This window comes from Hyphomicrobium sp. (assembly GCF_020852195.1).
In the GTDB taxonomy this organism is placed as follows: Bacteria; Pseudomonadota; Alphaproteobacteria; order Rhizobiales; family Hyphomicrobiaceae; genus Hyphomicrobium_C.
This window is the reverse complement of sequence record NZ_JADZBI010000154.1, coordinates 1-25,527: the sequence shown is the minus strand read 5'-3', so window position 1 is coordinate 25,527 and position 25,527 is coordinate 1. Positions and strand designations below refer to the sequence as shown.

General features: G+C 67.4%; 20 protein-coding genes, 2 tRNA genes and 1 pseudogene. 13 read left to right on the top strand and 10 right to left on the bottom strand.

All coding sequences use genetic code 11. The annotated features are described in order from the left end of the window. Positions 1-16 precede the first annotated feature (16 nt). Positions 17-514 carry a DUF2244 domain-containing protein gene (locus tag IT540_RS13130; RefSeq protein ID WP_291178517.1) on the top strand — a complete coding sequence of 166 codons (498 nt, stop codon included), beginning with the start codon at positions 17-19 and terminating at the stop codon, positions 512-514. A gap of 108 nt (positions 515-622) precedes the next feature. Here IT540_RS13130 and IT540_RS13125 read toward each other — a convergent pair whose 3' ends face one another. Then, a complete protein-coding gene (locus IT540_RS13125) occupies positions 623-1,183 on the bottom strand; it encodes a GcrA family cell cycle regulator (RefSeq protein WP_291178514.1) in 561 nt (186 codons plus the stop codon). Between the two features lie 693 nt (positions 1,184-1,876). On the opposite strand from IT540_RS13125, the pseudogene IT540_RS13120 reads away from it, so the two are divergent. The 4 genes and pseudogenes from IT540_RS13120 to IT540_RS13105 all read left to right on the top strand — a co-directional run bounded on the left by IT540_RS13120 (position 1,877) and on the right by IT540_RS13105 (position 5,454). Beyond that, positions 1,877-3,058: pseudogene (locus tag IT540_RS13120) on the top strand (aspartate aminotransferase family protein). 33 nt (positions 3,059-3,091) lie between these two features. Then, a complete protein-coding gene (argF, locus tag IT540_RS13115; protein ID WP_291178510.1) occupies positions 3,092-4,027 on the top strand; it encodes an ornithine carbamoyltransferase in 936 nt (311 codons plus the stop codon). Between the two features lie 181 nt (positions 4,028-4,208). Further along, the gene (locus IT540_RS13110) at positions 4,209-4,802 is read left to right on the top strand and encodes a hypothetical protein (protein ID WP_291178507.1); all 594 of its coding nucleotides are present in this window, start codon (positions 4,209-4,211) and stop codon (positions 4,800-4,802) included. A 97-nt stretch (positions 4,803-4,899) separates the two neighbouring features. Then, positions 4,900-5,454: a hypothetical protein gene (locus IT540_RS13105; protein ID WP_291178504.1), complete on the top strand. Its 555-nt coding sequence runs from the start codon at positions 4,900-4,902 to the stop codon at positions 5,452-5,454. A gap of 39 nt (positions 5,455-5,493) precedes the next feature. Here IT540_RS13105 and IT540_RS13100 read toward each other — a convergent pair whose 3' ends face one another. The 4 genes from IT540_RS13100 to IT540_RS13085 form a co-directional block, all read right to left on the bottom strand. Beyond that, positions 5,494-6,267: an enoyl-CoA hydratase gene (locus IT540_RS13100; protein ID WP_291178501.1), complete on the bottom strand. Its 774-nt coding sequence runs from the start codon at positions 6,265-6,267 to the stop codon at positions 5,494-5,496. A gap of 19 nt (positions 6,268-6,286) precedes the next feature. Continuing rightward, positions 6,287-7,174, bottom strand: a complete 888-nt coding sequence (mutM, locus tag IT540_RS13095; protein WP_291178498.1) for a bifunctional DNA-formamidopyrimidine glycosylase/DNA-(apurinic or apyrimidinic site) lyase — start codon at positions 7,172-7,174, stop codon at positions 6,287-6,289. A gap of 89 nt (positions 7,175-7,263) precedes the next feature. Beyond that, entirely contained in the window at positions 7,264-8,145 is an 882-nt protein-coding gene (locus IT540_RS13090; RefSeq protein ID WP_291178496.1) for a hypothetical protein, read from the bottom strand. Further along, positions 8,142-10,670, bottom strand: a complete 2,529-nt coding sequence (locus tag IT540_RS13085; RefSeq protein WP_291178494.1) for an ATP-binding protein — start codon at positions 10,668-10,670, stop codon at positions 8,142-8,144. The genes IT540_RS13090 and IT540_RS13085 overlap by 4 nt, the downstream gene beginning before the upstream one ends. A 174-nt stretch (positions 10,671-10,844) precedes the next feature. On the opposite strand from IT540_RS13085, the gene IT540_RS13080 reads away from it, so the two are divergent. Then, positions 10,845-11,375 carry an MmcB family DNA repair protein gene (locus IT540_RS13080; RefSeq protein ID WP_291178492.1) on the top strand — a complete coding sequence of 177 codons (531 nt, stop codon included), beginning with the start codon at positions 10,845-10,847 and terminating at the stop codon, positions 11,373-11,375. 32 nt (positions 11,376-11,407) lie between these two features. On the opposite strand, the gene IT540_RS13075 is transcribed toward IT540_RS13080, so the two are convergent. Both IT540_RS13075 and IT540_RS13070 read right to left on the bottom strand, forming a co-directional pair. Beyond that, complete coding sequence (locus tag IT540_RS13075) at positions 11,408-11,974, bottom strand: ActR/PrrA/RegA family redox response regulator transcription factor (RefSeq protein ID WP_291178489.1); 567 nt, start codon at positions 11,972-11,974, stop codon at positions 11,408-11,410. A gap of 169 nt (positions 11,975-12,143) precedes the next feature. Then, positions 12,144-13,574, bottom strand: coding sequence for an ActS/PrrB/RegB family redox-sensitive histidine kinase (locus IT540_RS13070; RefSeq protein WP_291178485.1), 1,431 nt, complete (start codon positions 13,572-13,574; stop codon positions 12,144-12,146). A gap of 179 nt (positions 13,575-13,753) precedes the next feature. Here IT540_RS13070 and IT540_RS13065 point away from each other — a divergent pair, with 179 nt between their 5' ends. Next, the gene (locus IT540_RS13065; RefSeq protein WP_291178481.1) at positions 13,754-14,419 is read left to right on the top strand and encodes an SCO family protein; all 666 of its coding nucleotides are present in this window, start codon (positions 13,754-13,756) and stop codon (positions 14,417-14,419) included. A 179-nt stretch (positions 14,420-14,598) separates the two neighbouring features. After that, positions 14,599-15,975 carry a polyhydroxyalkanoate depolymerase gene (gene phaZ, locus IT540_RS13060; protein ID WP_291178477.1) on the top strand — a complete coding sequence of 459 codons (1,377 nt, stop codon included), beginning with the start codon at positions 14,599-14,601 and terminating at the stop codon, positions 15,973-15,975. A gap of 151 nt (positions 15,976-16,126) precedes the next feature. Here the strand turns inward: phaZ and IT540_RS13055 are convergent, their stop codons facing one another. Further along, a complete protein-coding gene (locus IT540_RS13055; RefSeq protein ID WP_291178473.1) occupies positions 16,127-17,065 on the bottom strand; it encodes a 50S ribosomal protein L11 methyltransferase in 939 nt (312 codons plus the stop codon). 92 nt (positions 17,066-17,157) lie between these two features. Next, a complete protein-coding gene (locus IT540_RS13050) occupies positions 17,158-18,819 on the bottom strand; it encodes a GMC family oxidoreductase (RefSeq protein WP_291178469.1) in 1,662 nt (553 codons plus the stop codon). A gap of 322 nt (positions 18,820-19,141) precedes the next feature. On the opposite strand from IT540_RS13050, the gene IT540_RS13045 reads away from it, so the two are divergent. The 4 genes from IT540_RS13045 (at position 19,142) to IT540_RS13030 (ending at position 21,603) form a co-directional block, all read left to right on the top strand. Continuing rightward, a tRNA-OTHER gene (locus IT540_RS13045) sits at positions 19,142-19,213 on the top strand. 3 nt (positions 19,214-19,216) lie between these two features. Further along, positions 19,217-19,282: transfer RNA gene (locus IT540_RS13040), tRNA-Asn, on the top strand. 372 nt (positions 19,283-19,654) lie between these two features. Then, the gene (locus IT540_RS13035) at positions 19,655-20,818 is read left to right on the top strand and encodes a slipin family protein (RefSeq protein ID WP_291178465.1); all 1,164 of its coding nucleotides are present in this window, start codon (positions 19,655-19,657) and stop codon (positions 20,816-20,818) included. A 350-nt stretch (positions 20,819-21,168) separates the two neighbouring features. Next, on the top strand, positions 21,169-21,603 hold the full coding sequence (locus tag IT540_RS13030) for a heme-binding protein (protein WP_291178461.1): 435 nt from the start codon (positions 21,169-21,171) through the stop codon (positions 21,601-21,603). Positions 21,604-21,614: 11 nt separating this feature from the next. On the opposite strand, the gene IT540_RS13025 is transcribed toward IT540_RS13030, so the two are convergent. Further along, a complete protein-coding gene (locus IT540_RS13025; protein ID WP_291178457.1) occupies positions 21,615-22,778 on the bottom strand; it encodes a saccharopine dehydrogenase NADP-binding domain-containing protein in 1,164 nt (387 codons plus the stop codon). A gap of 399 nt (positions 22,779-23,177) precedes the next feature. Here IT540_RS13025 and IT540_RS13020 point away from each other — a divergent pair, with 399 nt between their 5' ends. Next, on the top strand, positions 23,178-25,376 hold the full coding sequence (locus IT540_RS13020) for an EAL domain-containing protein (protein ID WP_291178453.1): 2,199 nt from the start codon (positions 23,178-23,180) through the stop codon (positions 25,374-25,376). Positions 25,377-25,527: the final 151 nt, after the last annotated feature.

Here is a 25,527-nt window from a genome sequence, read left to right as displayed (position 1 = left end):
AAGGTAGGCTGGCCTGATGAACGATAGCGGACCTCAATCCCCCGACGCGAGCGTCTTTCGCGCCATTCTCCACCCTCATCGCTCGCTTTCGCCGCGAGGGTTTCTGATCCTCATGCTCGCCATCGGGAGCGTGAGCTTCGTGTCCGGCATGGCCTTCCTGCTCATGGGGGCTTGGCCGGTAATGGGGTTTTTCGGCCTCGACGTGCTGCTGATCTACGTCGCGTTCAAGCTCAACTATCGCGCCGCGCGCGCCTACGAGCTAGTGGAGCTGACGCCGAGCACGCTGACGTTGCGGCAGGTCTCGGCCTCGGGCAAGAGCCGCAGTTTTGAGTTCAACCCCTATTGGGTGCGTGTGCTGTTCACCGAGCGCCCCGATGGCGGCAATCACCTGAGGCTCGCGTCCCACGGCCGCGAGCTGGAATTCGGCCGCCTTCTCAACGACGAGGAGCGCCGCGATTTCGCCGGCGCCCTGCGTCGCGCCCTCGATGACAGCCGCATGAGCTTTTCGGCCTGATCACGGCCGCGCATCTCCGCCTCTTCCGTCAGAGCAATGCACCAAAAACGAAGGTCGGGCGCGCCCCCCGACGCACCCGACCTTCCCCCCGCAGAAAGGGTCGTCTCTTTACACGTCCGCCGGCTCTTTGCCGGAGGCCGTGTGTGCGAGCGCCGGGATCCGGGGCTCCGCCACCTCGCGCTCGCGACGGCGCGGCTGCGGCGGCTGGAACGCGCGGCGCGCATGGAACTCGCAGTAGGGAAGCCCGGTGACCTTGGTCTTTCCGCAGAAATGGAAGTCGGCGGCCTGCGGATCGCCGATCGGCCAGCGGCATGAGCATTCGGTGAGCGTCTGGATCGTGCGCCGCTCCTTGAGCGGGATCACGAGCTCCTCGACCGACGGTGTGAAGGGTTCGGCCTCAGGCTGGTAGAGGGCACGCAGCGCGGGATTGCCCTGCGGCGCGAAGCGCGACTTCTGCTGCATGCGCCGCGCCGTCGCGGCGACGCGCGCCCGCGGGCGGTGCGATTTCATGCGCGATGTGGTGGCGCGTCCCGAAAGGCCGAGCCGGTGGACCTTGCCGATCACGGCATTGCGCGTCACCCCGCCGAGGCGTCCGGCGATCTGGCTCGCGCTGAGCCCTTCGGACCAGAGCTTCTTCAAGAGCTCAACCCGCTCGTCGTTCCAGGCCATAGTTCGGTGCTCCTCAAAGCATGAGCCATCCGGGCCGAGGACCCGGGATAGGCAGGCGCACGAGGAGAGCGGCGGCACATCACGCAGGGCGAGGAACACACGCCAAGCATGAGCAGAGCCACACCCTGCTCGCAACGCGAACTGAAGATGACGCAGGAACTAGAGCGGACTGGCGGGACTAAGCCGCTGATACTGGGTCCGAACGCAGGCCAGACAAGCAACACAAGAGACAGCCGCACAGCAACGCGACATGTCGGTGTCTGGACGCCCTTAACCTACAATAACTTGATTTTCTTGTACAAGCAGGCGCCACGTACGCGGTGCCTGTTGACAGGGGACGCGTGGCGCCCTCGCCACAGAGTGAGTCGGCCGAGGCCGGCAAGAAAGGCCTTCCGGACTTTCCCCCGATATTATTCCCGCCTCTCGCGGCGCAATGATGGCCGACCGGAGGATGAGGTCGCGAGGTGGGGCGAACGCTGTTGCCCCCTTACGTGGGCACGCCGGCTCAGGAGGCTTCCGGCGCAACCCTCCGTTGACTTTGACCCCCGGCGCGCGTATCACGCCTCCTTCGCGCGGCCGCCGGGAGGGCGGCTTTCGTCTTTTTTGGGGAGTGGGATGGGCGCCATGTCCAAACCCCTCACAGCCTCGACCGCCGCAAAAACGGACGCTTCCAAGGGCCCGTCGCCCGCGGTCATGGGCACCTACGCGCGCCAGGACCTCGTATTTGCCAAGGGCGAAGGCGCCTGGCTCGAGACGGAGACGGGCGAGCGCTATCTGGACTTCGGCTCCGGCATTGCCGTCAACGCGTTGGGCCACACCCATCCGCGCCTTGTCGCCGCGCTGACGGAGCAAGCGGGAAAGCTCTGGCACACGTCCAATCTCTATCGCGTGTCCGGCCAGGAGAAGCTCGCCGAGCGTCTCGTCGCGGCGACGTTCGCCGACAAGGTTTTCTTCTGAAACTCGGGCGCCGAGGCCTGCGAGGGCGCCATCAAGGCTGCGCGCCGCTATCACTTCGTATCGGGTCATCCCGAGCGCTGGCGCATCATCACCTGCCTCGGTGCCTTCCACGGGCGGACGCTTGCGACCCTCGCCGCCGCCGGAAACCCAAAGTATCTCGAAGGCTTCGGCCCCGAGGCGCCGGGCTTCGACCACGTTCCCTTCGGCGATCTCGAGGCCGTCCGCGCCGCCATCGGCCCGGAGACGGCTGCCGTCATGGTCGAGCCCGTGCAGGGCGAGGGCGGCGTGCATGTGGGCTCGGCGGATTACCTCAAGGGTTTGCGCGCGCTCTGCGACGAGGCCGGCATCCTGCTTGTGCTCGACGAGGTGCAGACCGGCGTCGGCCGCTCGGGCAAGCTTTTCTCGCACGAGTGGGCCGGCATCGCGCCGGACATCGTGGCTGTCGCCAAGGGCATCGGCGGTGGCTTTCCGCTCGGCGCCGTGCTGGCGACCGAGGCCGCCGCGGCGGGCCTGACGCCCGGCACCCACGGCTCGACCTTCGGCGGCAATCCGTTGGCCACCGCCGTGGGCGACGCGGTGCTCGATGTCATCCTCGAGCCGGGCTTCCTCGAAGGTGTGCAGCAGAAGGCGCTGCGCCTGCGTCAGGGCCTCGCGCGCCTCCAGGACCAGTTCCCGGACCTCGTGGTCGAGGTGCGCGGCCAGGGACTTCTCGCCGGCATCAAGGTCGATGCTGCGCCGGCCGATGTCGTCACGGCGGCCCGCGCTGAGCGCCTGCTCGTCGTCGGCGCTGGCGACAACGTCGTGCGCGTGCTGCCTCCTCTCATCGTCGCCGACCACGAGATCAGCGAAGGCATCGAGCGCCTTTCCCGCGCGCTCGCCCATGTCGCGAAATCTCACGTCTCACAATCGAAAACCTGAACCCAACCCCGGATCTGGAGCCGGCTGCAGGCCATGGCCAAAGCACCCGCTATTCGACATTTCCTGGATCTCGACGAGATCGACTCCAAGGCGCTCCGGCGCATCATCGACGCCGCCCACGCCATGAAGGCGGCCGGCAAGCGCGTTCCCGCGAAGCTGAAGCCGAAGGGCATCAAGGACGACGTCCTGGTGCTGATCTTCGAGAAGCCGTCGACGCGCACCCGCGTTTCGTTCGACGTCGCCATGCGCCAGCTCGGCGGCCAGACCATCATGCTGAACCAGACCGATCTGCAGCTCGGCCGCGGCGAGAGCATCGCCGACACCGCACGCGTGCTCTCGCGCTATGCCGACGCCATCATGATCCGCGCCAACTCCCACGACACGCTGTTGGATCTGGCAAGGCACGCCACCGTTCCGGTGATCAACGGCCTGACCGACAAGACGCACCCTTGCCAGATCATGGCCGACGTCATGACCTTCGAGGAGCGGATCGGCCCCATCAAGGGCCGCACCATTGCCTGGGTGGGCGACGGCAACAACGTCGCCGCCTCGTGGATGCAGGCGGCCGCGAAATTCGGCTTCTCCCTGCGCGTGGCTTGCCCCGATGCCTTGCGCCCGAAGGACGATATCATCGACTGGGTGCGCCGCGAGAAGGCCGACGTCACCATCATGACCGACCCGGCCAAGGCCGTGCGCGGCGTGGACTGCATCGTCACCGACACCTGGGTCTCGATGGGCGACACCGATGGCGCGCGCCGAAAGCAACTCCTGAAGCCCTACGCCGTCGACGATGCGCTGATGGCCAAGGCGGCCAAGGGCGCGATCTTCATGCACTGCCTCCCCGCCTATCGCGGCAACGAGGTGACCGAGTCCGTGCTCGAAGGCCCGCAATCGGTGGTCTTCGACGAGGCCGAGAACCGCCTGCACGCCCAGAAGGCCATCCTTGCCTGGTGCCTCGGCGTCGGCTGATCGGGGATCGGCCGAGGCGCGCGTCCTGGTTTCCTCGTCCCTTGGGGAGAGAGGCAGGGTGAGGGCCTGCCACATGGAGAGTTCCCACAGAGTACCGACGTGCGCCCGGTTGCTTCCCAGCTCCGGCAAAAGGTGCTGTAAGAGCACGGACTGCTGCACGCACGGGGAGGAACGCTCTGAAATGACCATACATTCCATTGTCGGCCTGGCCCTCGTGCTCGGCCTCGGGCTTGCCGGCGTCGTCTATTCCGCCGGCGCGGCGGAACCGCTGGGGCTGCTCGGCGCGGCGGCCGTCGTCAACCTGCTGCTGGCCGCCGTCGGCGTGTCTGAGCGCCGGTCGCTGCGCGCTGCCGGGGCCGCGAAGAGCCTGGTCGAGAGCCGAACGGCCCGCAACTTGTGCCTCATCTGGCTCTGGGGCGCCGCTGCGCTGGTGCTGATCTACACGACGGTGATGTCGTGGCGGGAGTGGACGCACTTCTCGGCCGCCTTTGCCGGCGCCGGCCTGCTTTGCCTCGGCTTCTCCGCGCTCCTGGCCAAGGACGCGGCCCAGGGCCGCGAGGACGCGACCCTGCTGCGCCTTGGCCGCTACTTCGCCATCGCCCTGCTCGTAGGCATGATCGCCACCCTGATCGGTCTCGCCGTCGATCCCGACAAGGAGATCCTCTACGCGACCGACAACGACTGGGCCGGCAACGGCATTTTTTTGTTTGGTGCCGTGGCCTTGGCCATTGTTTCTGCTCATGCTTTGATTGACGGCAATAAAAATTCCCCCTAGTCAATAAGCCCGCATGAGCATCAATCAGCATGGGCGTTCGTACGCGCCGGGAATCTCACTCCGGCCGCTGCTTCCGTGGTTGCTCCTGGCGTCGGCCTTGAGCATCACGATGATGGTGCTCGGCGCCGGCCGCGGCGATCGTTTCCTGCCGTCGCTCGCCGCAGGCCTGCTGGTGGCGCTGGTGGTCGGCACCGGGCTCGGCATCAACGCGCCGCTATGGTCGAAGAGCACCGGATCGGCGGCGCGCCCGGACGGCCAGGAGTCGATCCGCGAGGCCGTGCGATGCAACGTCTGGCTCGCGGCGCTGGTCTACGCCTGGGGCGCTTCCGCACTGTTCGCCATCTACTCCCTGTCCGACGTCGTTTGGCGCCACGCCTTCCAATACGGGCTCGGCGCGGCGATCTTCGCCGCATGCATCGGCCTTTACGGCTACTGGCTCGGCCGCGCGAACAACCGTCACGTTCCGCCGCTCTTTCTCACCGCCGTTCACGGCCTCGCCGCCGCGGGCGGGCTCGTTTATCTTGTAGGCGCCGACAAGCTCGCGACCTTGAAAGGCGACTGGGCCGCCAACGAGGTGTTCCTGTGGGGCGGCATCGCCATCATCGCGCTCTGCCTGATGTCGGCCGTGACGCAGACGCGCATCAAGCCGTAAGACCCCTGCCCAACGCAATCGCGCGATGAGAATTATCCGCTAGCCGTTCTTGAACGCGGGCTTCCGCTTCTCCACGAACGCCGCCATGCCTTCCTTCTGGTCGTGCGTGGCGAACAGGGAGTGGAACGTGCGCCGCTCGTAGCGAATGCCTTCGGCGAGTGTCGTCTCGTAGGCGCGGTTCACGCAGTCCTTGGTCAGCATCGCCGCCGTGAGCGACATCGAGGCGATGGTCTCGGCCGTCTTGAGCGCGTCCGCCAGGAGATCCGCGGCCGGCACCACGCGCGCAACGAGCCCCGCCCGCTCGGCCTCCGCCGCGTCCATCATGCGCCCGGTGAGGCACAGCTCCATAGCCTTGGACTTGCCCACCGCGCGGATCAGGCGCTGCGTTCCGCCCGCCCCCGGCATGATGCCGAGCTTGATCTCGGGCTGCCCGAACTTTGCGGTATCCGCCGCGATGATGAGGTCGCAGCTCATGGCCAGCTCGCACCCGCCCCCGAGCGCGAAGCCCGCGACGGCGGCGATCACCGGCTTACGGGCCCGTGTGATGCGCTCCCAGCTCGCGATGAAGTCCTCCTTGTAGGCTTCGATATAGGTCTTGGCCTGCATCTCCTTGATGTCGGCGCCGGCTGCGAACGCCTTCTCGGAACCGGTGACGACGATGGCGCCTACCCCCTCGTCCGCCTCGAAGCCGTCGAGCGCCTGGTTGATCTCGCCGATGAGCTGATCGTTGAGGGCATTGAGCTGGGCGGGACGGTTGAGCGTGATGAGACCCACGCGTCCGCGCGTCTCGACGAGGATCGTTTCGAAAGCCATGGGCGGCGCCTTCCTTGTTTCAGTGCTGGCACACCGGGCAATAGAAGCTTGAGCGTCCAGCCTGCGTGCTGCGTCGCACAATGCCCCGGCAGCCGGGCCTGACGCAAGGCTCGCCCTCGCGGCCGTAGACCTGAAACGTGTTCTGGAAAGCGCCCGTGCTGCCGTCGGCCTGTCGGTAGTCGCGCAGCGTCGAGCCGCCGGCCGCGATGGCAGCCTTGAGCACAGCCTTGATGCCTGCCGCGAGCCGCGTCGCGTGCACCGTCGGCTTGCCGCCGCGCGTCGCCAGCACCGACGCAGGGCGCGATGGTCGAAGCTGGGCCAGGAACAGCGCCTCGCACACGTAGATGTTGCCGAGCCCGGCGACGATGCGCTGGTCCATGAGGAAAGCCTTGAGGTCGCTGCGCCGTCCTACGGCGCGTCGCGCGAGATAGGCGGGCGTGAGATCGTCAGACAGCGGCTCGACGCCGAGCCCCCGCATGAGCGCATGCTCCGCAAGCTCCGCGTCGGGCACCAACAGCATGTAGCCGAACCGGCGCGGATCCGCGTAAGTCACGCGCGCCCCGCCGCGCATGTCGAACACGGCATGCATGTGCTTGGGTTGGGCACCGGTCTCGTACTCGTAGTCGCCGAGCAGATGCGCCACGGCCTCGCCCTTGGCCTGCACGTGGAAGCGGCCCGTCATGCCCAGGTGCATGAGCAGCGCCTCGCCGGTCGAGAGATGGGCGATGAGATACTTGGCGCGCCGCTCGAGGCGCATGACGCGCGCGCCCGTCAGCCGCTTGGCGAAGTTCTCGGGAAACGGAAAGCGCAGGTCGGCGCGGTGGGTCGTGACGCGCGCGAACGTCTGGCCGGTGAGCACCGGCTCGAGCCCCATGCGCACGGTTTCGACTTCGGGCAGCTCCGGCATGCTCGCATTTCCGTTTCAGGATTGCGAGCTAGTAGCGTCGCGGATGGAGCGGCACAAGCAGCGTTTTCCTGGTCCCCGCACCCGCGCCGCTACCGCACCAGGAACAGCGGCCCTTCGAGCATCTCCGCGAACGGCGCCACGTCCTGCTCGCGCGGCGTCAGCGTGCCACCGAAACGCGTGATGACGAACCCCGCCCCCGCGCGCCGCATCATCTGGGCGATGCTGCGGGGTGTGTGCACCGACATGTCCAAGACGTCGAAGTTGATGCCGGGATAGTTCCCGAGCGCGAGGCGGATCTGGCCCTCGATCCAGTCCTGCCGCGCCTGATCGTGCTCGAGCAGCCACAGCCGGGCATCGCCGCCGGTCGCCGTTGCGATCCGCTCGGCGGCACGCAGCATGGGCACCACGCGGTCCAGTTCCTCGACGACGGCAATCACCGGCCCGCAGGCGTGCTGGGCCTGGGGGCCGGCGACGACGATGCCCGTCGTTGCGTGCACGGACTGGAACAGCTCCGCGAGGCCCGCACCCATGTGGCCGGTCGCCGTGCCGTTGCGCACCGCACCGCCGACTGTCACCACGTTCCAGGGTCCGTTCTCGGCACACACCTCGGCGAGCGCCTGCGCCGGCTCGGCACGCACGACGCGCGCTTGCGCCTTCACGTCCGCCACCCGCGCCCGGGCAAGGACGCGGCGCTGCAGCGCAGCGGCATGAGCCTGCATGTCGCGCGCGAGCGCTTCGGGCGACATGGCTCGCGAGCGACGCCCCGACAGCGAGATCTCGCGCGCGAACGGCAGCGCGGCGAGATCGAACAGCCGACGATCCTCGATGAACAGGCACTCGATCTCCGAGTCGAAGGCATGCGCGAGGCGCAGCGCCGCGTCCAGCGCCGTGTCCTGCGTCTCGCCCGTGGGCCCAAGCCACAGCACAACGCGGCCGCGTTGCTCGTCAGCTTGTGCGATATGCGCGATCATGCGGCGCCTGAGCCCGCACCCGGTGCGCCGGCCTTGCTCGACGCGAAGCTGCGGGCACGCTCGGCGAACGCCTTGAGCCGCGCTTCGACGCGCCCGTTCACGGTATCGGCCCCGAAACGTCCGTCGGCGCCCGCCTTGCCGGCCTCGAGCCCGGTGAGCAGCGCGAGGCCCTCGTCGATGGTCTTGATGGCGTAGATGGCGAAGCGCCCCTCGCGCACCGCCGCCACCACGTCCTCGCGCAGCATCAGGTGCTGCTTGTTGGCTTCCGGGATGAGCACGCCCTGGGTGCGGGTGAGCCCGCGTGCCGCGCAGATGTCGAAGAAGCCTTCGATCTTCTCGTTGACGCCGCCGACCGCCTGCACCTCGCCCCACTGGTTGATGGAGCCCGTCACCGCGATCTCCTGGTTGAGCGGCGCGTCCGCCAGCGCCGAGAGCAGCGCTAAGAGCTCCGCCGCCGACGCGCTGTCGCCCTCGATCGTGTCGTAGGACTGCTCGAACACCAGCGTCGCCGCCAGCGCCAGCGGAACGTCCTGCGCGAAGCGCCCGGCGAGATAGCCCCAGAGGATCATCACGCCCTTGGAATGCAGCGGGCCGCCAAGCTCGACCTCGCGCTCGATGTCGGTCACGCGCCCCTGGCCGAGATGCACACGCGCCGTGATGCGCGCCGGCCGCCCGAACGAAAGTTGTCCCTTCTGCACGAGGGAGAGCGCATTGATCTGCCCGACCTTGCTGCCGGCCGTATCGACCAGCACCACGCCGCGCGCCACCGATTCCTGCAGGTGCTCGCGCAGCCGGTCGGTGCGCCGCGTACGCTCCGTGAGCGCGCGCGTGATGTCTGCTGCGGACGTCACCTTGCGGTTCTCGCCATCGGCCCAGTAGTCCGCCTCGCGCACGATGTCGGCGAGCCGCCCCGTCTCGATCAGGAGCTTGTCGCGGTCCTCGGCCATGCGGGCCGCTTCCTCCATGAGGCGCGCCACGCCCCCGGCGTCGATCGGCTTGAGCCCATGGGTCTCGACGATTGTCGCCACCAGCCGGGCGAAGATGCGGTCGTTGTCGGCGCTGCGCCCAAGCGTCTCGTCGAAGTCGGCCTGCACCTTGAAGAGCTGTGCGAAGTCCGGATCGGTCTGCTCGATGGTGGCGAGCAGCTCGGGGTCGACCAGCAGCACGATCTTGATCGCGAGCGGGATCGGCTCGGGCTCGAGCGTCGGCACCGGCGTTGCGCCGCTCGCCGTCGTCGGCTCGGACACCTCGACGCGGACCTCTCCGGCCTCGAGCGCGCGCTTGAGGCCCTCCCAGGCCCTGGGCGAGGCGAATAGGCGGCGGGCCTCGATCATCAGCGCGCCGCCGTTGGCGCGATGCAGGGCGCCGGGCCGGATGGCGAGGAAATCGGCGGCTCCCCCCTGTGTGGCCGGCTCTATCCAGCCCGCGAGGCTAGTCAGCGTTGGATCGGACGCCTCGCACACCGGCGCACCGGCCTTGGCATTCTTGTGCGAGACGACGACGTTGACGAGATAGCGGCGCAGCCTGGCATCCTGCGCCGGATCGATCTGCGCGGCGACGGTCTTGGCTTCCGCCTCGGGGATCGCGAAGAGGGCGCTGCTGGCGACGAGGTCCTTCTCGATGTCGGCGAGGAACGAGGCCACCTCGGGCAGGTCCGCGAACGACGCCGAGAGCGCGTCGAGCGCCTCCTCGACCACGTGGCGCGCCGTCTCCTCGTTGAGTTCCGCAAGCTGCTGGCGTCGGCGCTTGTCTGCCTTCGGCGCGCTGGCGAGGATCGCCTCGAGCTCCGTCTGCAGCGCGGTAATGCGCTTTTCGACGTCGCGGCGCATGGCCTCGGGAAGCTGGTTGAACACCTCGGGCCGCACCACCTTGCCGTCGTGCATGGGCGCCATGCCGAAGCCGAGCGGCGTGCGCAGCACGGCGATGTTCTGCTGCGCGGCGCGGGCGTTGAGCGCGTCGAGCGCATCCTCCTGGCCCGCCCGGAACTCCTCCTCGATGGCGCGCCGGCGCGCGCGATAGTCCTCCGAGCCGAACGCCGTCGGCAGCGAGGCGGCCATTTCGCGCAGCGCCGCGAGCACGCCCTGCGCCAGTCCCTCGGCGCGGCCCGCCGGCAACGACAGTGCACGTGGCCGTCGCGGATCGTCGAAGTTGTTGACATAGACCCAATCGGTCGGCGTTTGCGATGCGGCTGCGATCTTGGCAAGATGCGCGCGCACGGCGGCGCTCTTGCCGGACGTGGGCGGCCCGACGACGAAGATGTTGAAGTCGCGTGCCCGCATGCTGAGGCCGAAGTCGATGGCGGCGAGCGCTCGCTCCTGACCGGCGAGTCCCGTCGCCACGTCGAGGTTGGCGGTGGTAGTGAAGCCGAGCGTCTTGCTGTCGACGGTGCGGCGCAGCTCGGCTGCGGGCAGTGGCCGCGGGCCGACTTTGACCTCCGGTGCAGGGCTCGCTTTTTCGAGCCGCTGCTCGATCTCCGCCGGCGTGGCAGGCGCTGATTTTGTCTTGGTCAGTCGTTTGAAGAACATCGGAATGGCGATCTCACGGTGTCTTTGCAACGAATGTCGAGGCAGCCCGGGCAATGCATCCGGAATGCCGTGCAAGGTCGGAAAGCGCGTGCGGACGAAGGTACGATTGGAGAGCAGAGTGTGGTCGCATCACGGCAATCTGGTGTCAGCCTCCAATGCTCTAATGGCAGATCAATGACCGACATCGAGGACCATGTGGACAACGCGGTTAACCGGATGAGTATAACCGAGCCGTCGCTCGGCGGACCCCAGTCTCCGGTTGCGCGCGAGATTTGCCGCGGCGTGGTGCGCGTGCTGGCGGCCCACGGGTTAACGGCGATCGCCGAGCTTTCGCTGCCGAACGGCCGGCGAGCCGACGTCGTCGGCCTCGGCCCCGACGGCATGATTTGGATCGTGGAGATTAAGTCATGCCTGGAGGATTTCCGCACCGACCGCAAGTGGCCGGAGTATCGTGAGTATTCCGATCGGCTTTTCTTCGGCGTAACGCCGGAGTTTCCGCAAGAGATCCTGCCGGAGGACGCGGGCCTTATCGTCGCCGACCGCTACGGCGGCGAGATTCTGCGCCCGGCGCCTGAGCTTCGCCTTGCCGCGCACACGCGCAAGGCTATGACACTCCGTGTCGCCCGTGCGTCCGCGTCGCGCCTGTCGGTTCTGCTCGATCCGACACTCCCCGCCGCCGTCGGCCTCGGCATCGGTGACGCGTAAGGAACGAACGGAAGGGGTCGTTGTTAGGCGCCCTACTTCGGTGCGCGCTTGGCGAGAATGCGCTGCAGGGTGCGCCGGTGCATGTTGAGCCGCCGCGCGGTCTCCGAGACGTTGCGGTTGCAGAGCTCGTACACGCGCTGGATATGCTCCCAGCGGACCCGATCCGCCGACATCGGGTTCTCGGGCGGCGCCGCCTTTGCATTGTGGGGCGCGAGCAGCGCGTCGGTCACGTCGTCGGCGTCGGCGGGTTTGGCGAGGTAGTCGATGGCGCCGAGCTTGACCGCCGACACGGCGGTGGCAATGTTGCCGTATCCGGTGAGCACGATGATGCGGGTGTCGGGCCTGACGCGCGTCAGCTCGGCGATCACGTCGAGGCCGTTCCCGTCCTCGAGCCGCATGTCCACGACCGCGAACGCCGGCGCCTGCTGCTTGATCAGCTCGATGCCCTCGGCGATGGAATGGGCGCTGCGGACCTCGAACCCGCGCAGCTCCATGGCTCGCGCCAGCCGTTGCAGAAACGGACGGTCGTCGTCGACGATGATGAGCGAGCGGTCCTCGGGCAACTCGTCTTTCTGGAATGATAAGTCTTCAGTCACCACGGCATACCTCCCGATTCCTGGGATTTATATTAGCCGAGGCCGGTTCGCAAAGGAGAGATGCAAGATTCGGCATGATGAATAAGTCCAATTCCCTGGTCGGTTATGGTGAACGGCGGGCGGATTGGACCTGCCGGCGCAGTATAGCCGGCGAACGGTTGGCCTAGCCCCTTTAAATCGCATCGGAAATCGGATCTTCCGGGCCAGGCGGCTGGTGCTGGCGGACGGGGCGTGGGATCTCGGCCTCCCGTGCCTCGAGGCGGGCTTCGAAGGCGGGCCTCGGCCAGACGATGCGCACGATGGCCCCATGCTCCGGCAGCGTCCGGTTCTCGAGGAAAAGGCGCGCCCCGGACCGCTCGAGCAGCGTCTTGGCGATGAAGAACCCGAGCCCGAGCCCGGAAACCTTGCCGCCGCTCTTGCGCTCCTTGCGTCCATCCGACCGCGTCGTAACGTAAGGCTCGCCCAGATTGTCGATCACGTCCGGCTTGAAGCCGGGTCCGTCGTCGGCGATCACGGCGGTGACGGTCTGTCCGTCCCATTCGGCGGCGATCTCGACCCGGCTCTCGGCATAGTCCGCGGCGTTCTCGATGATGTTGCCGAGGCCGTAGATGACGCCGGGGCGCCGGATGCCGACCGGCTGGCGGGCATCCGGTCCCGCCGCAGCCGCCGACGGCGCGGTGCGGATCTGGATCCTGGCGGGGCCGTCGACGTAGGGCGCCGCCGCCTCGTGCACCATCTCCTTGACCGTGAGGCTCCCGTGCAGCGGGTCCTCGTCCGGAGGATGGCGCGTCAGCTTCTGCAGGATCTCCCGGCAGCGCTGCGCTTGGCTTCGCAGGAGCAGGATGTCCTCCCGGTGCGGGCTGTCCTTCTCGATCTGGCGCTCGAGCTCGTTGGTGACCAGCGTGATGGTGGAGAGCGGCGTCCCGAGCTCGTGGGCGGCCGCGGCCGCGAGGCCGTCCAGCGCATGCAGCTTCTGCTCGCGCGCGAGCACGTGCTCCGTTGCCGCCAGCGCCGCCGACATCTGCCGGCCCTCCTGCGTCAGGCGCCAGACATAGAGGGCGAGGAACGGCATCGAGGCCGTGACAGCCGCCAGGATACCGATCTTGTAGAGGAACGGCAGCGCGAGCGGGGGATCGACGTACCAGGGCAGCGGCATCGCGTAGAAGGCGAGCAGCCACGTGCACGCCAGCGCCAGCAGCCCGAGCCCGACGGTGTAGGCGAGCGGCAGGGTGGCCGCCGACACCGTTACCGGCGCGACGATGAGCATCGTGAAGGGATTGTCGATCCCGCCGGTGAGGTAGAGCAGCGAGGCGAGCTGGATGATGTCATAGGCGAGCAGCGCCGTCGCGTAGGTGACCGACAGGCGGTGCCGCGCCGGATAGCGGATGGCGAGGAACACGTTGACCCACGCCGAGACCGCGATGATGGTGAGGCAGGGGCCGATCGGCAGGTCGAAGCCGAACCAGAAATAGACCACGCAGAGCGCGAGGATCTGGCCGATCACGCCGACCCACCTGAGGCGCACGATGGTTTGCAGCCTGAGCTGGCTGTCGCCGCTGAAGCTGAGCTTGGATTCAAAGGCCTTGGCGAGTTGTCCGACCACGGCGGAGATGACTTCCTTCTGGTCTATCGTCCGGAAATACTAGCACAGCTTGCAAGTAGGCGTTGTGTGCTCCAGATAGGAGAAAGGTGGCACCTGGCCCTGGAGGGGGCGGGTGCACCCGCGTGCGCGAGCCAGCCCTTCGGCAGAAGGGGCGGCGGGGGATGGACAAGCGAGACCGCATGACAAAAAACACGACGCCGACGAAGTTTGCCGGAGCCTCGCGTGGCACGCTGCTGCTTGCGCTCCTGATCGGCCTTGCCGCGGGCATCATGACGGCCGTGCTACTGGCCACGCTGCCGTCCGGCCCGGCCCCGACCATGCAGACCACCGGCAAAGCGCTGGTCGGCGGCCCCTTCAGCCTGCTCGACGCGTCGGGCAAGCGCGTCACCGAGAAGGATTTCGCGGGTCGCCCGCTGCTCGTCTATTTCGGCTTCACCAATTGCCCGGACGTCTGCCCGGCGGGGCTTCAGGTGATCGCCGCTGCCCTCGACCGGCTCGGCGACAAGGCCGGCGACGTGGGCGTCGTCTTCATCACCGTCGACCCCGAGCGCGACACGCCCGAGCTGGTCGGCAAGTATGCCGCGAGCTTCCACAAGCACATTCTGGGCCTGTCGGGCTCGTCCGATGACATCGCAGCCGTGACGAAAGCCTATCGCGTCTACGCCAAGAAGGTGCCCGACGAGGAAAGGCCGGGCGACTATAGCGTTGACCACAGCACGTTCATGTACCTGATGGACGGCAACGGCGAGTACACGCGGCACTTCCCGCACAGCGTCGATGCGGCGGAGCTCGCCGGAGCGCTGACGCAGGCGATAGAAGGCTCCGCGGGCGGACCGGCCTCTTAGCCATTCGCCTCGAATCAGTGCATTCTCGTCACGGGTGGAATCAAAAAGTAAAAACATGGGGTTCCGGCGGCTTTTCGCCGCGCATCCACCCTTACGGAAACGCGGTCTCGTGCGTTATGAGGGGTGGCCGGCGCGGATCAGACAATCGTCCGACGGCTGAGATCGGGAGGCATTCGACCGTGCTTTATCACTGGTACGAAATAGGCCATGCCGCGTTGAAGCCGGCGCGCGCCGTCGCCGAGCAGATGCGCTACCTAGTGGAGAACCCGTTCAATCCTTTCTCGCATACCTCCGTCGGCCGCCATGCGTCCGCGGCCTGCGAGGTCTTCGAGCGCACCACGCGCCGCTATGAGAAGCCTGGTTTCGGACTGTCGACGACGCGCATCGGACGCCGCAATGTGAAGGTCGGGGAGGAGGTGGTCTGGAACCGCCCTTTTTGCCGTCTGATCCATTTCCGGCGTGACATGCCGGCGGCGCAGCGCGCCGCCGATCCACGCATCCTGCTGATCGCGCCCATGTCCGGCCATTTCGCAACGCTGTTGCGCGGCACGGTCGAGGCGCTTTTGCCGAGCCACGAGGTCTACATCACGGACTGGCAGGACGCGCGCAGCGTTCCGGTGTCCGCAGGTCGCTTCGGCCTCGACGACTACATCGACTATGTGCGCGACATGCTCGCCGTCTTCCGCGGCGACGTCCATGTCTTCGCCGTGTGCCAGTCAGCAGTCCCGGCCCTCGCGGCTGTATCGCTGATGGAGGAGGACGGCGACCCGTCAGCGCCCTTGAGCATGATCCTCGCCGGCGGACCGATCGACACGCGCGTGAGTCCGACCGCCGTCAACGACGTCGCCGTCTCGCGCGGCACGGACTGGTTCGCCCGCCACGTGATCACCCAGGTGCCCTGGCCCTACGCGGGGGCCGGCCGGGCCGTCTATCCGGGCTTCCTTCAGCTTTCGGGGTTCATGTCCATGAACCTCGACCGCCACGCCAAGGCGCACAAGGACCTCTTCCGCCACCTCGTGAGCGGCGACGGCGACTCGGCCGAGAAGCACCGCGCTTTCTACGACGAGTATCTGGCGGTGATGGATTTGACGGCCGAGTTCTACCTCGACACCATCGACCGGGTGTTCGTGCATCACACGCTGCCGAAAGGCGAGATGATGCACCGGGGCCGCCGCGTCGATCCAGGCCGCATCCGCCGCCCCGCGCTGATGACGGTGGAGGGCGAGAAGGACGACATCACCGGCCTCGGCCAGTGCCGCGCGGCGCACGACCTCTGCACGGGGCTCGCCGCCGAGAGGAAGCTGCACATCGAGTGCACCGGCGTTGGCCATTACGGCATCTTCAATGGCTCGCGTTTCCGTACCGAGATCGCCTCGCGCGTCGCCCAGTTCGTGCGTCTGTTCGATCCCCGCGCCGAGCTGATCCTGACCCGGCCAATCACTTCGCGCCGTGCCGTCGCGGCAAGTGTCGCCGGTTACGATCCGTCGTCCGTCGCCTTCACGTTCGAGGCAGCGAACGACGCCGGTCTTGCCCCCCAAAGCGCCGGCAGCGTCTGACCCCGCGACTCGAGGTTTCCGCCCTCGCCTCTCGCCCATCCTGTCGTCCCGGCCGAGCACCGCCGCGCCAGCGGCGGCGCGCAGAGCCGGGACCCAGGGCCGCGATCGGCGACCATAGCCACTCACGCCGGGATGACAGGTGGAGGGTGCTCTAAGGGATCCACCCCTTGTCGAGGTTCATGGCCTGACGCGCCTTCGAGCCGCCGTCGCGGTCGAAGTGCACGGCCGTCCACGCGAGGTGCGTGCCGGCCTCCTCGGACGATTTCGAGCGCAGCGTGACGAGCACGCTCTCGCCCGCCTCCAGCGACATCGGCGCCTCGAGCGGGAAATAGAGCTGCTCCCAGTGCGTGCGGGGCGCGTCCGGCGCCGTCGAGAGCGTCACGCCCTCGATCAGGTCCGCCGCCCACCAGTAGGCGAAGCCGTACACCGTCTGCGGCGCATCGAGCTTCCAGGACACCTCGCCTTTGCGCGCACTCTTCGTGTCCGACCCGAGCGTTACTGTATCCCACACCTTCGCCGCTGCTCCGCCGTCCAGGAGCTCACGCGCTTCGAAGCTGCGTACATAGACGTTGTTGAGGCTCATCTTGCGCGCGTCCGAAAGATCGAGGCCGAAGCCCACGTCGTCCCACGCGACGAGCTCGCGATGAATGCGCTCCGAGATCACCGGCACCACGTATTGCTTGATACGGGCGGGGATCATCACGCCGCCGTCCTTGAGATGGCGCAGCCGCGCGTCGGCCAGCGTGTCGATGATGTTCTCCTCGAACGCGTAGTTGCCGAGCGTCTCCGACACCACGACATCGACGCGCGGCGGATCCTCCATCTCCGTCGAGTGGCACGGCATGAGATGGCACGCCCGCGCACGATTGGTCTTGATGGCAGCGGCCGCTACGCCCGCCACCTCGGCGGCCTCGTACATCCGCACCTCGCGCGCACCGAGCTTCGCCGCCACGAGGCCGATCAGCCCCGTACCGGCGCCGATATCAGCGACAGTCGTCGCACCGGGCTTGATCACTCGGGCTAGCGCGTCATGAAAGGCCTGATTGCGCACGCGGTCGGCAATCAGCGTGCGATGATATTCGATGCGCATGGAGGCGGGGTTTCTCGTTTCAAATTCGCATTAACTGTCATCCGCGAAAGGCGCAGGGGCAAGCTGGCGCCTTTAAGTGGCGGACGGCGCGCTCAGGCCGCGGCCGCAGGCGAGACGGGTGCCGTTGTGTAGCTCAAGCCCCGGTCCTGCGCAAAGTGCAGCATGGCCCGCTCGGCCAGCGCCGTGATCGTGAGCAGCGGGTTGACGCCGAGCGAGCGCGGGATCACCGCGCCGTCGATGACGTAAAGCCCCTCGTGCACGGCCGTGTCGCCCGCGCCCGACGCCCCGTTGAACACCCGGCACTTGTGGTCGACCACGCCGTTTCCGCGGTCGCGCCCCATGCCGCATCCGCCGAGCGGATGCGCGGTCGCGGGCTGGTGGCCCATGACGGTGCCGGCCAGCGGGTTCTTGATGTACGACCCGCCGCTCGCGCCGACGAGCTTGGACAGGATCTCGTCGAGCCTGGCATAGACCGGCTCGTCCTTGGCGTTGGCCCAGGCGAGCGCGAGCTGATCATCCTCGAGCAGGAAGCGCCCAGAGGCGCTGTCGTGGGATACGGCGAAGAACGTCTGCAGGCTGGCGAACGGGCCTTTGTAGACGCCGTTGACGAGGCTAGAGAGCGCCCCGAGCAGCCGCCCGTTGGGCAGGAACATGACCGGCAGCACGGACGCAAAGGCGGACGGCAGCGCCCCCTCCTGCACGTTGAGCTCGTTGGCGAGCGTCTCCGCGTCGCGGAACTCGAGCTGCCCCGAGACGGACGCGCCGATCTCGAGCCCCTCCACCTTGGCCGGATGTCCGACGCCGACGCCGTTGACGATCGTTTTCGCACCGTAGCCGAAGGCGATGATGTCGCCGTTGGCGGAGAAGCGGTGTCCGAGCCGGTCGGAAAGTGCAAGGCCCGCTTCGCGCGAGCGGAGCAGGATCTCGGTCGAGCCGAGCGTGCCGGCGGCGAGCACCACAACGGGAGCCTCGATCGTGACCTCAGGCACGCTGCGGTCGATCCCGATCGCATGCGCCGCGACCTGCCACACGCCGTCCGCGCCCTTGCGCACCGTGTCGACCTTGAGCCCCGTGAAAACCTCCGCGCCGTGCCGCACCGCGTCCGGAAGATACGTCATCGCCACCGTGTTCTTGGCGCCGACGTTGCAGCCCGCGCAGCAGTCGCCGCAGCGGGTGCAGGCTGTCTGATGAATGCCGGCGGGGTTGGTCACGTCCTCGAAGCTCACCGCCACGCGCGCCGCCACGAGCGTCGCGTCCATGCCGCGGCCGGCCTCCTCCAGCACGCGGAACTTCGTCATCTCCTGCGCCCTGGGATCACGCGCCGGCCGGAGCCACTGCTCCGCGCGCCGGGAGCCCTCCGCGAGCGTGCCGTCCTGCGCAATCTGCCCCGGCCATGCGCCATCTTCGAACACGCGCCGATCGGGCACGAGCGAGACGCCCGCGTTGACGAGCGAGCCACCGCCGAGGCCACAGGCCACGAGCACGTGCATATCCTTGCCCAAGCGCACGTCGTAGAGCGCCTGCTCGGAGCCGGTGCGGAAGCTCTTTCCCGTCACCTGGAACTCGCCCTTGAGCTCGGAGAACTTTTGCGGGAACTCGCCGGTCGTGACCTCTCGCCCGCGCTCGAGCACGGCGACTCGCTTCCCCGCCCGCGCGAGGCGGGATGCGGTCACTCCGCCGCCATAGCCGGAGCCGACGACGATGACGTCGTAGCGCGGCTTGAGCGCGCTCGTCGGAAGGCTCAACCGTGACATCCCTCAATCCCGTCTTCTGCTGCGTCCGGGCGAAGAGCGTGCCGGCCCGGACGCGCGCTCCGCTGTTCCTTAGGGGACGCCCCGGCGTACCCCCCGGAGCCCGGCGATGCAACGCGTCCGCCGCGGGCAGGCACAAAGGAGACGGGGAGGGTGGCTTTCGCGTAACGACGCGACAGGCTTGTGTGCGCCTGCGGATGGAATTTCGCCCCAATCGGCTGGTTACTCACCGGTTCCTGTCCGACGCCGTGTGTCCGGGCTCGCTGAGACCCGGCTGGCGCGCACCGCCCTGCGGCGGCGTGTTCCGCGTCGTCAGGTACCAAACGAGGCTGTAGCTCAGTGGCAGAGCGCCCGGTGCGCCGGGAGGTCGGGGGTTCGATTCCCTTTAGCTTCTCCAAACGGCTAGCTCAGTGGGTTAGAGCACGAGACTGTTAATCTCGCTGTTATGGGTTCGAGTCCCATGCCAATCGCATCCAAGCGATTTCCTTCTGGGGAGCCGGCCGTTGCTCCCGCTCATGTTTCGCTCCGAGGCTTCGGCCGAGGGGCGGAGCGGAAGGCAAGCGTCGAAGCGCTCCGCGCCCCTGCGGATACCGCCTCGCGGCAGAGCCGGAGCCGCCCGTTGCGCGCCTGCTGTTCCTTCGGGAACACGGGGAGGCAGACGCGCGGTGTAAAGCCGAGCCTCGGGGCTGAAGCAGGGGCCCGCGTCCTCGTCGTGGCGCAGCGGCCGGCGACCTGCCGGCCTTAAGACACAGGATTGATTGGACGAGATACGCCGCGAATTTTTCTTTAGGTTTGCTCTGAGCTTCCCTGCCTCTGATCGCGTTTCCGGAGTTTTCCCATGTCCCGCCTGAGCTTCTGGACCACGGCTGTCGTGAAGGACGACGAGCGCGCCTTTCTGCGCCGAGACGGTCGCTTCGTGAAGCTGCTCGAGCCCGGACGGTTCGCGGAGTTCGATCCGTTCAGCCAGCTCTCGGTCGAGATCGTGAAGATCCTGCGCGCCGAGATCGCACCGGAGAAGGCGCTGCTGCTCGCCAAGACCGAGCCCGACCTCGCGGCCGAGAATTTCGCCATCGTGCAGGCGGGGCCGACCGAGGTCGCCATCGTCTCCATGGACGGCGAGCCGAAGCATCTCGTGCTGCCGAACACCACGCGCGCTTTCTGGAAGACACTGACCGCCGTCGAGGTCGAGACCATCGACACGGCCTCCGTCCTCCGCGTCGAGAAGCGCCATCTGGACCGCCTCGACGCCGCGCGCGCGGGCGGCGCGCTGGTGACGACCGTCGTCGACGCGAGCGAGGCGGGCCTGCTGTTCGTGGACGGCGTCTTGACCGAGCGGCTTGCGCCCGGGCGCTACGGCTTCTGGTCGGTTGGCCGCCAGGTGCGCATCGCCAAGATGGATCTACGCCCGCAACCGCTGGAGGTGACGGCACAGGAGATCCTGACCAAGGACCGCGTCGGCATCCGCGTGACGCTGACGGCGTTCGCGCGCATCGTCGATCCGGAGAAGGCGGCGCTGGCCGCGGCAGACGTCAATGCCACGCTCTATCGTCTCATCCAGTTCGCCATCCGCGAGGCTGTGGCGGCGCGCACGCTCGACGAGATCCTGGCCGCGCGCGACACCATCGACCGCGAGGTGCGCGCCTACGTGACCGAGCGCGCAGCCTCGCTCGGCGCCGAGATCGGAGAGATCGGCGTCAAGGACGTGATCCTGCCGGGCGACGTGCGCGAGCTTCTGAACAAGGTGGTCGAAGCCGAGCGCATCGCCAAGGCGAACATCATTCGCCGCCAGGAAGAGACGGCTGCCACGCGCTCGCTGCTCAACACCTCGAAGCTGATGGAGAACAACCCGCTGCTCCTGCGGCTCAAGGAGCTCGAGGCACTGGAGAAGCTGGTCGAGAAGGTAGGCCGCATCGACCTGCACACCGGGGCAGGCGCCGGCGGCTTCGACGCGCTGCTCTCGAACCTCTACAAGCTTGGCCAGGACAAGGACGGCGCAAGCTGACCTGTCCTGCGACCCTCAACTGGTGCATGCGCTGAAGCTTGCGTGGATCCCGGCCGACTATGCGAAGCATGGCTCCGCCATGACGCCGGGATGACGGTGCGTTGGGCTGGGCAGTTTGCCACACACACCGTCATGCCGGCGAAGGCCGGCACCCACGCAAGTCTCCACAAACGAGACGTTAGCGTTGAAGCAAGCCGCCGCGGAACGCGCGTCCGCCCTCGGCCATTGTCTCAATTGCGAATGCCCGCTGACGACCATCTAGGGTTAACGCGCCGCCATTGAAATCCGGAAGCCTGCTCGCGATATGACGGGACCCGCGCGGCTTCCGCGCGCACCGGAGGACAACACCCATGCATGTCACTATCGACGACGCAAAGAAGATCATCGACGCCGCCCGCAAGGAGGCCGAGCGAACCAAGACCAAGATGTGCATCGCCGTCGTCGACAGCGGCGCCAACCTGAAAGCGTTCCACCGCATGGACGACGCATGGGTCGGCTCCATCGACATCGCCATCAAGAAAGCCAAGACCGCGGTCTTCTTCGGTATGCCCACCGGTCAGATCGGCAAGCTCTCGCAGCCCGGCGGGCCACTGTTCGGCATCGAGCATTCGAACGACGGCTTGATTACCTTTCCGGGCGGCCTCCCCATCGTCGACCAGGACGGCGTGTTGATCGGCGCCATCGGCGTATCGGGCAGCTCCGTCGAGAACGACCATAAGGTTGCTGCGGCAGGCGTGAAGCCGGTCGGCGTCTCCGACCTCCCCGAGCATCCCTGGCGTACGTAGGCCAGCAGGGATCATCCAGCGTCCCCTCCCGCACTTGTGCGGGAGGGGTTTTCTTTTTCGGTGCACGTGATGTCGAGATGCTTCGCCTCCGCGAGGATGTCGGCGAGGGGCACGATGCCATGGCACGGCATCGCACCGCGCCGTGTCTCGGCCTCGGACGCGAGGCGTCTCGCGAGCGCAACGGCGGCCAGCGCCGGCACGTAAGGCCCATGGCCCCTCTTTGCGACGAGCAGCCACGTGATCGCCTTCGGCCTGCCGTCGCGTCCGAGCCCACGCATCTTGACCGTCATCCCGCCACGATCGCTGCCGAGGCGGTGCAGCTTGCGCTTGATGGCGAGAAGCCGTGGAGCCAGGGGTTCGAGACTCGAGACCAGCCTCCACCGCACCAGCCACGACGCGCACCAGAGTCCGAGGTGAAACAGTGAGACCTCGAGCCCTGCCTGAAAGCGCACGGTTTCGATGCTCACGCCATGTGCCGGAAGGATCTCGAGGTCCGGAACGTTCACATAACCGAGCCAGCGCCGTCCCGCCGCGCCAAAGCGCAGGCGACGCAGCCCCTGCCATCCGTAGACCGTCCGCCATTCGCCGTCGCGCAGCATCCTCATTGGCTGCCCGACGCCTCCGAGCACCGAGGCCACGGTCGCAACGCCCGGGTCGAACGCGTTTCCAGGCGAGATGGCGATGTCGACGACGCGCAGCGCCGCGAACACATCGCGGTGATGCGCAACGACCGCGGACGAAAGCCCCGGCACGGAGCTCGCTCCGCTGACCGCAAGAACACCCGCGGCGCGTGCCTCGTCGTCGAGCGTTCCGAAGCCCACGACAAAGGGTCGCGAGTCGGCGAGGTCGATGTAGTGGCATCCGGCTGCGATCGCCGCGCGCGCAAGCCCATACCGCCCCTCTCGATAGGGACCTGACGCATTGATCACGAGACGGACGTCAAGCGGCGCCAGATCGTCCGCGGTAATCCGCTCGGCATCGAGCACGGCGATGCTCACGGGCCGGCCGGTGCTCTTCGAAAGCGTATCCGCCTGCGCCTCGAGCGTGGCGCGCGTGCGCCCTGCGAGCGTGAGGTCGAACACAGTGTCTCGCGACAGGAGCCCGGCGATCCGCGCGCCGAAGGCACCTGTGCTACCGAGGATCAGGATGGAGAAGCGAGGCGTAGGGGCTGCCATGGAGCGCCCTTTATGCGCAAGCGGACCTCGCGGCGTGGCGCCGCGGGCCGCATCGCAGGCATCAAGGTTTCGCTAACCATAAACCTCCTTTGGAAAAAATAGGTCAAATGCAACGGACTTGGGCACGCTGCGACACTCCGTGGACGCCCCATGCCACTCGCAGGCCGCCTGCTCGCAATTGAACGCTCGATATTGTCTGATCGGGAGTCACCCGTCGACCGGACATCACCAGGCGTCTCGATTTGCGACACGCCAACTGCCTAATATGCGAGCATTTGCGTACTGATTTCAGCAGCTTGGGGAGATTTCATCAGAGGCTTCGGGAAACACCCCGTTAAATCCTGAGGCCGATACTGCGGCGCAAGGAAGTAGGTCTCCGCAACCCAGGCAGGCTTTGCAATGAAGCGGCTGAAATACGAGAAGCGCCCGAGCCAGGCCGGCCGCCGCCCCTTGCGGGCGGCCCTGAAGGTGCTGAGCGGCGAGGTCGCGACACGGCATGGCGGGCTCGGCGCGCAGCTCTCCGAGCTCGAGGGCGCGCTGCGCATGGCGCGCAATGCCGTCGAGGGCGCGCGCCTCGCCAACGCCCGCTTGCGCGAGGCGATCGAGATCCTGCCGCAAGGCATCGTGTTCCTGGATTCCGAGGGCCGCTACGTCCTCTGGAACGAGCAATACTCGCGCATCTATCACCGATCGGCCGATCTGTTCAAAGTCGGCGCCAAGCTCGCCGACACGCTGCGCGTCGGCGTCATGCGCGGCGACTATCCAGCGGCCAAGGGGTGTGAGGACGAATGGATCGCCGAGCGCCTGGCGAAGATGAGGACGCCGCAGGAGCGCCATGAGCAGTGGCTGTCGGACGGCCGCTGCATCCTGATCGAGGAGCGCCACACCAGCGACGGCGGCATCATCGGCCTTCGCGTTGACATTACCGAGCTCAAGGAGCGCGAGGCCTCGTTCCGCCTCCTCTTCGAGGCCAATCCCGTGCCGATGTTCGTCGTCTCCGAGGCCGGCAAGACGATCCTCTCGGCCAACGCCGCCGCGCGCAATCATTATGGCTATCCGGAGGCCGAGCTGATCGGCAAGCCGGTCCACTCCCTCCATGTCACGGGCGACCGCGGCCAGCTCGATGCGCTCTACAGCTCCGAGCCCGGTATCCTCGCCGACCACGTCTGGACGCATCTGAAGCGCGACGGCTCCGCCATCGAGGTGGCGATCTACTCGCAGTCCATCGTCCACGATCGCTCGCCTGCGGTGCTGGTGGCCGCCGTCGACATCACGGAGCGCCGGCGCGCGGAGGCCCAGGTGGCCTATCTGGCGCATCATGATCCGCTGACCGGGCTTGCCAACCGCACGGCCCATATCGAGCATGCCGAGCAGATGCTCTCCGCCATAAGCGTAAGCGGCGGCCTTGGCGCGTCGCTCTGCGTCGGCCTCGACAACTTCAAGTCGGTGAACGAGACCATGGGGCCGGCCGCGGGCGATCTGCTGCTGCAGGCCTGCGCACGGCGCATCTCGAAGACGCTGCGCCAGGGCTCGGAGGCTGCCCGCGTCGGCGGAGACGAGTTCGGCATCGTCATGCGCGACGTATCGGATCCCGAAGAGGTGAGCGCCGTCGCGCGACGCCTGATCGACGTCATCGGCGCGCCATTCAAGATCCAGGGCCAGCAGGTGACCATCGGCGCCAGCATCGGCATCGCCGTGGCGCCCGGCGACGGCGAGGAGGCAGGCAAGCTTCTGAAGAACGCCAATCTCGCCCTGTCCCAGGTCAAGCTGCGCGGCAAGGGCTCGTTCCGTTACTTCGAAGCCGAGATGAACGCGCGCGCCCAGGAGCGCCGCCGCCTCGAATCCGACCTGCGTACGGCCATAGAGGGCAATGCGCTCGACGTGCACTACCAGCCGCTGGTGTCGCTGACGAGCGGCCGCATCGTGGCCGCCGAGGCGCTGGTGCGCTGGGCACATGGCGAGCGCGGCTTCATCTCGCCGGCTGAGTTCATCCCCATTGCGGAGGAGGCGGGCCTCATCTGGGCGCTCGGCGATTTCGTCCTCCGCCGCGCCTGCCGCGACGCCACCGCCTGGCCGGAGCACGTGCGGGTCGCGGTCAACCTGTCGCCGATGCAGTTCCGCTGCGGCAACGTCCGCGAGATGGTCGAGAGTGCGCTCGCCGCCACCGGCCTCTCCCCCGATCGCCTCGAGCTCGAGATCACGGAATCGCTGTTCCTCGACCGCTCGAACATGGTGCTCGACACGCTGGCCGATCTGCGCAATCTCGGCACGCACATCGCCATGGACGATTTCGGCACCGGCTACTCGTCGCTGGGCTACCTCTGCAGCTTTCCCTTCGACAAGATCAAGATCGACCGCTCGTTCGTGCAGGGCATTGCGAGCAACGTCGAGAAGCAGGCGGTGGTCCGCGCCATCGTCGGCCTGGGCGAGACGCTCGGCAAGACGACCACGGCCGAAGGCATCGAGACGGATGCGGAGCTGGCGTGCCTGCGCAGCATCGGCTGCGAGCAGGGACAGGGCTACCTGTTCAGCAAGGCGCGCCCCCAGGATGCCCTCCTGCCCTTCCTGACCAAGCGCAAGCCCAAACGCGTCGCCTGACCGGCCTCTCCACTCGCGATCTGCAGTTGCGCTGCCTAACGAGAATCCGGCCGGCGTGACATTTATGGAAGCTGGCGTGGGTCCCGGCCTTCGCCGGGATGTGGGTGAGAGCGGCCTACCTCCTCCCAACGTCATCCCGGCGAAGGCCGGG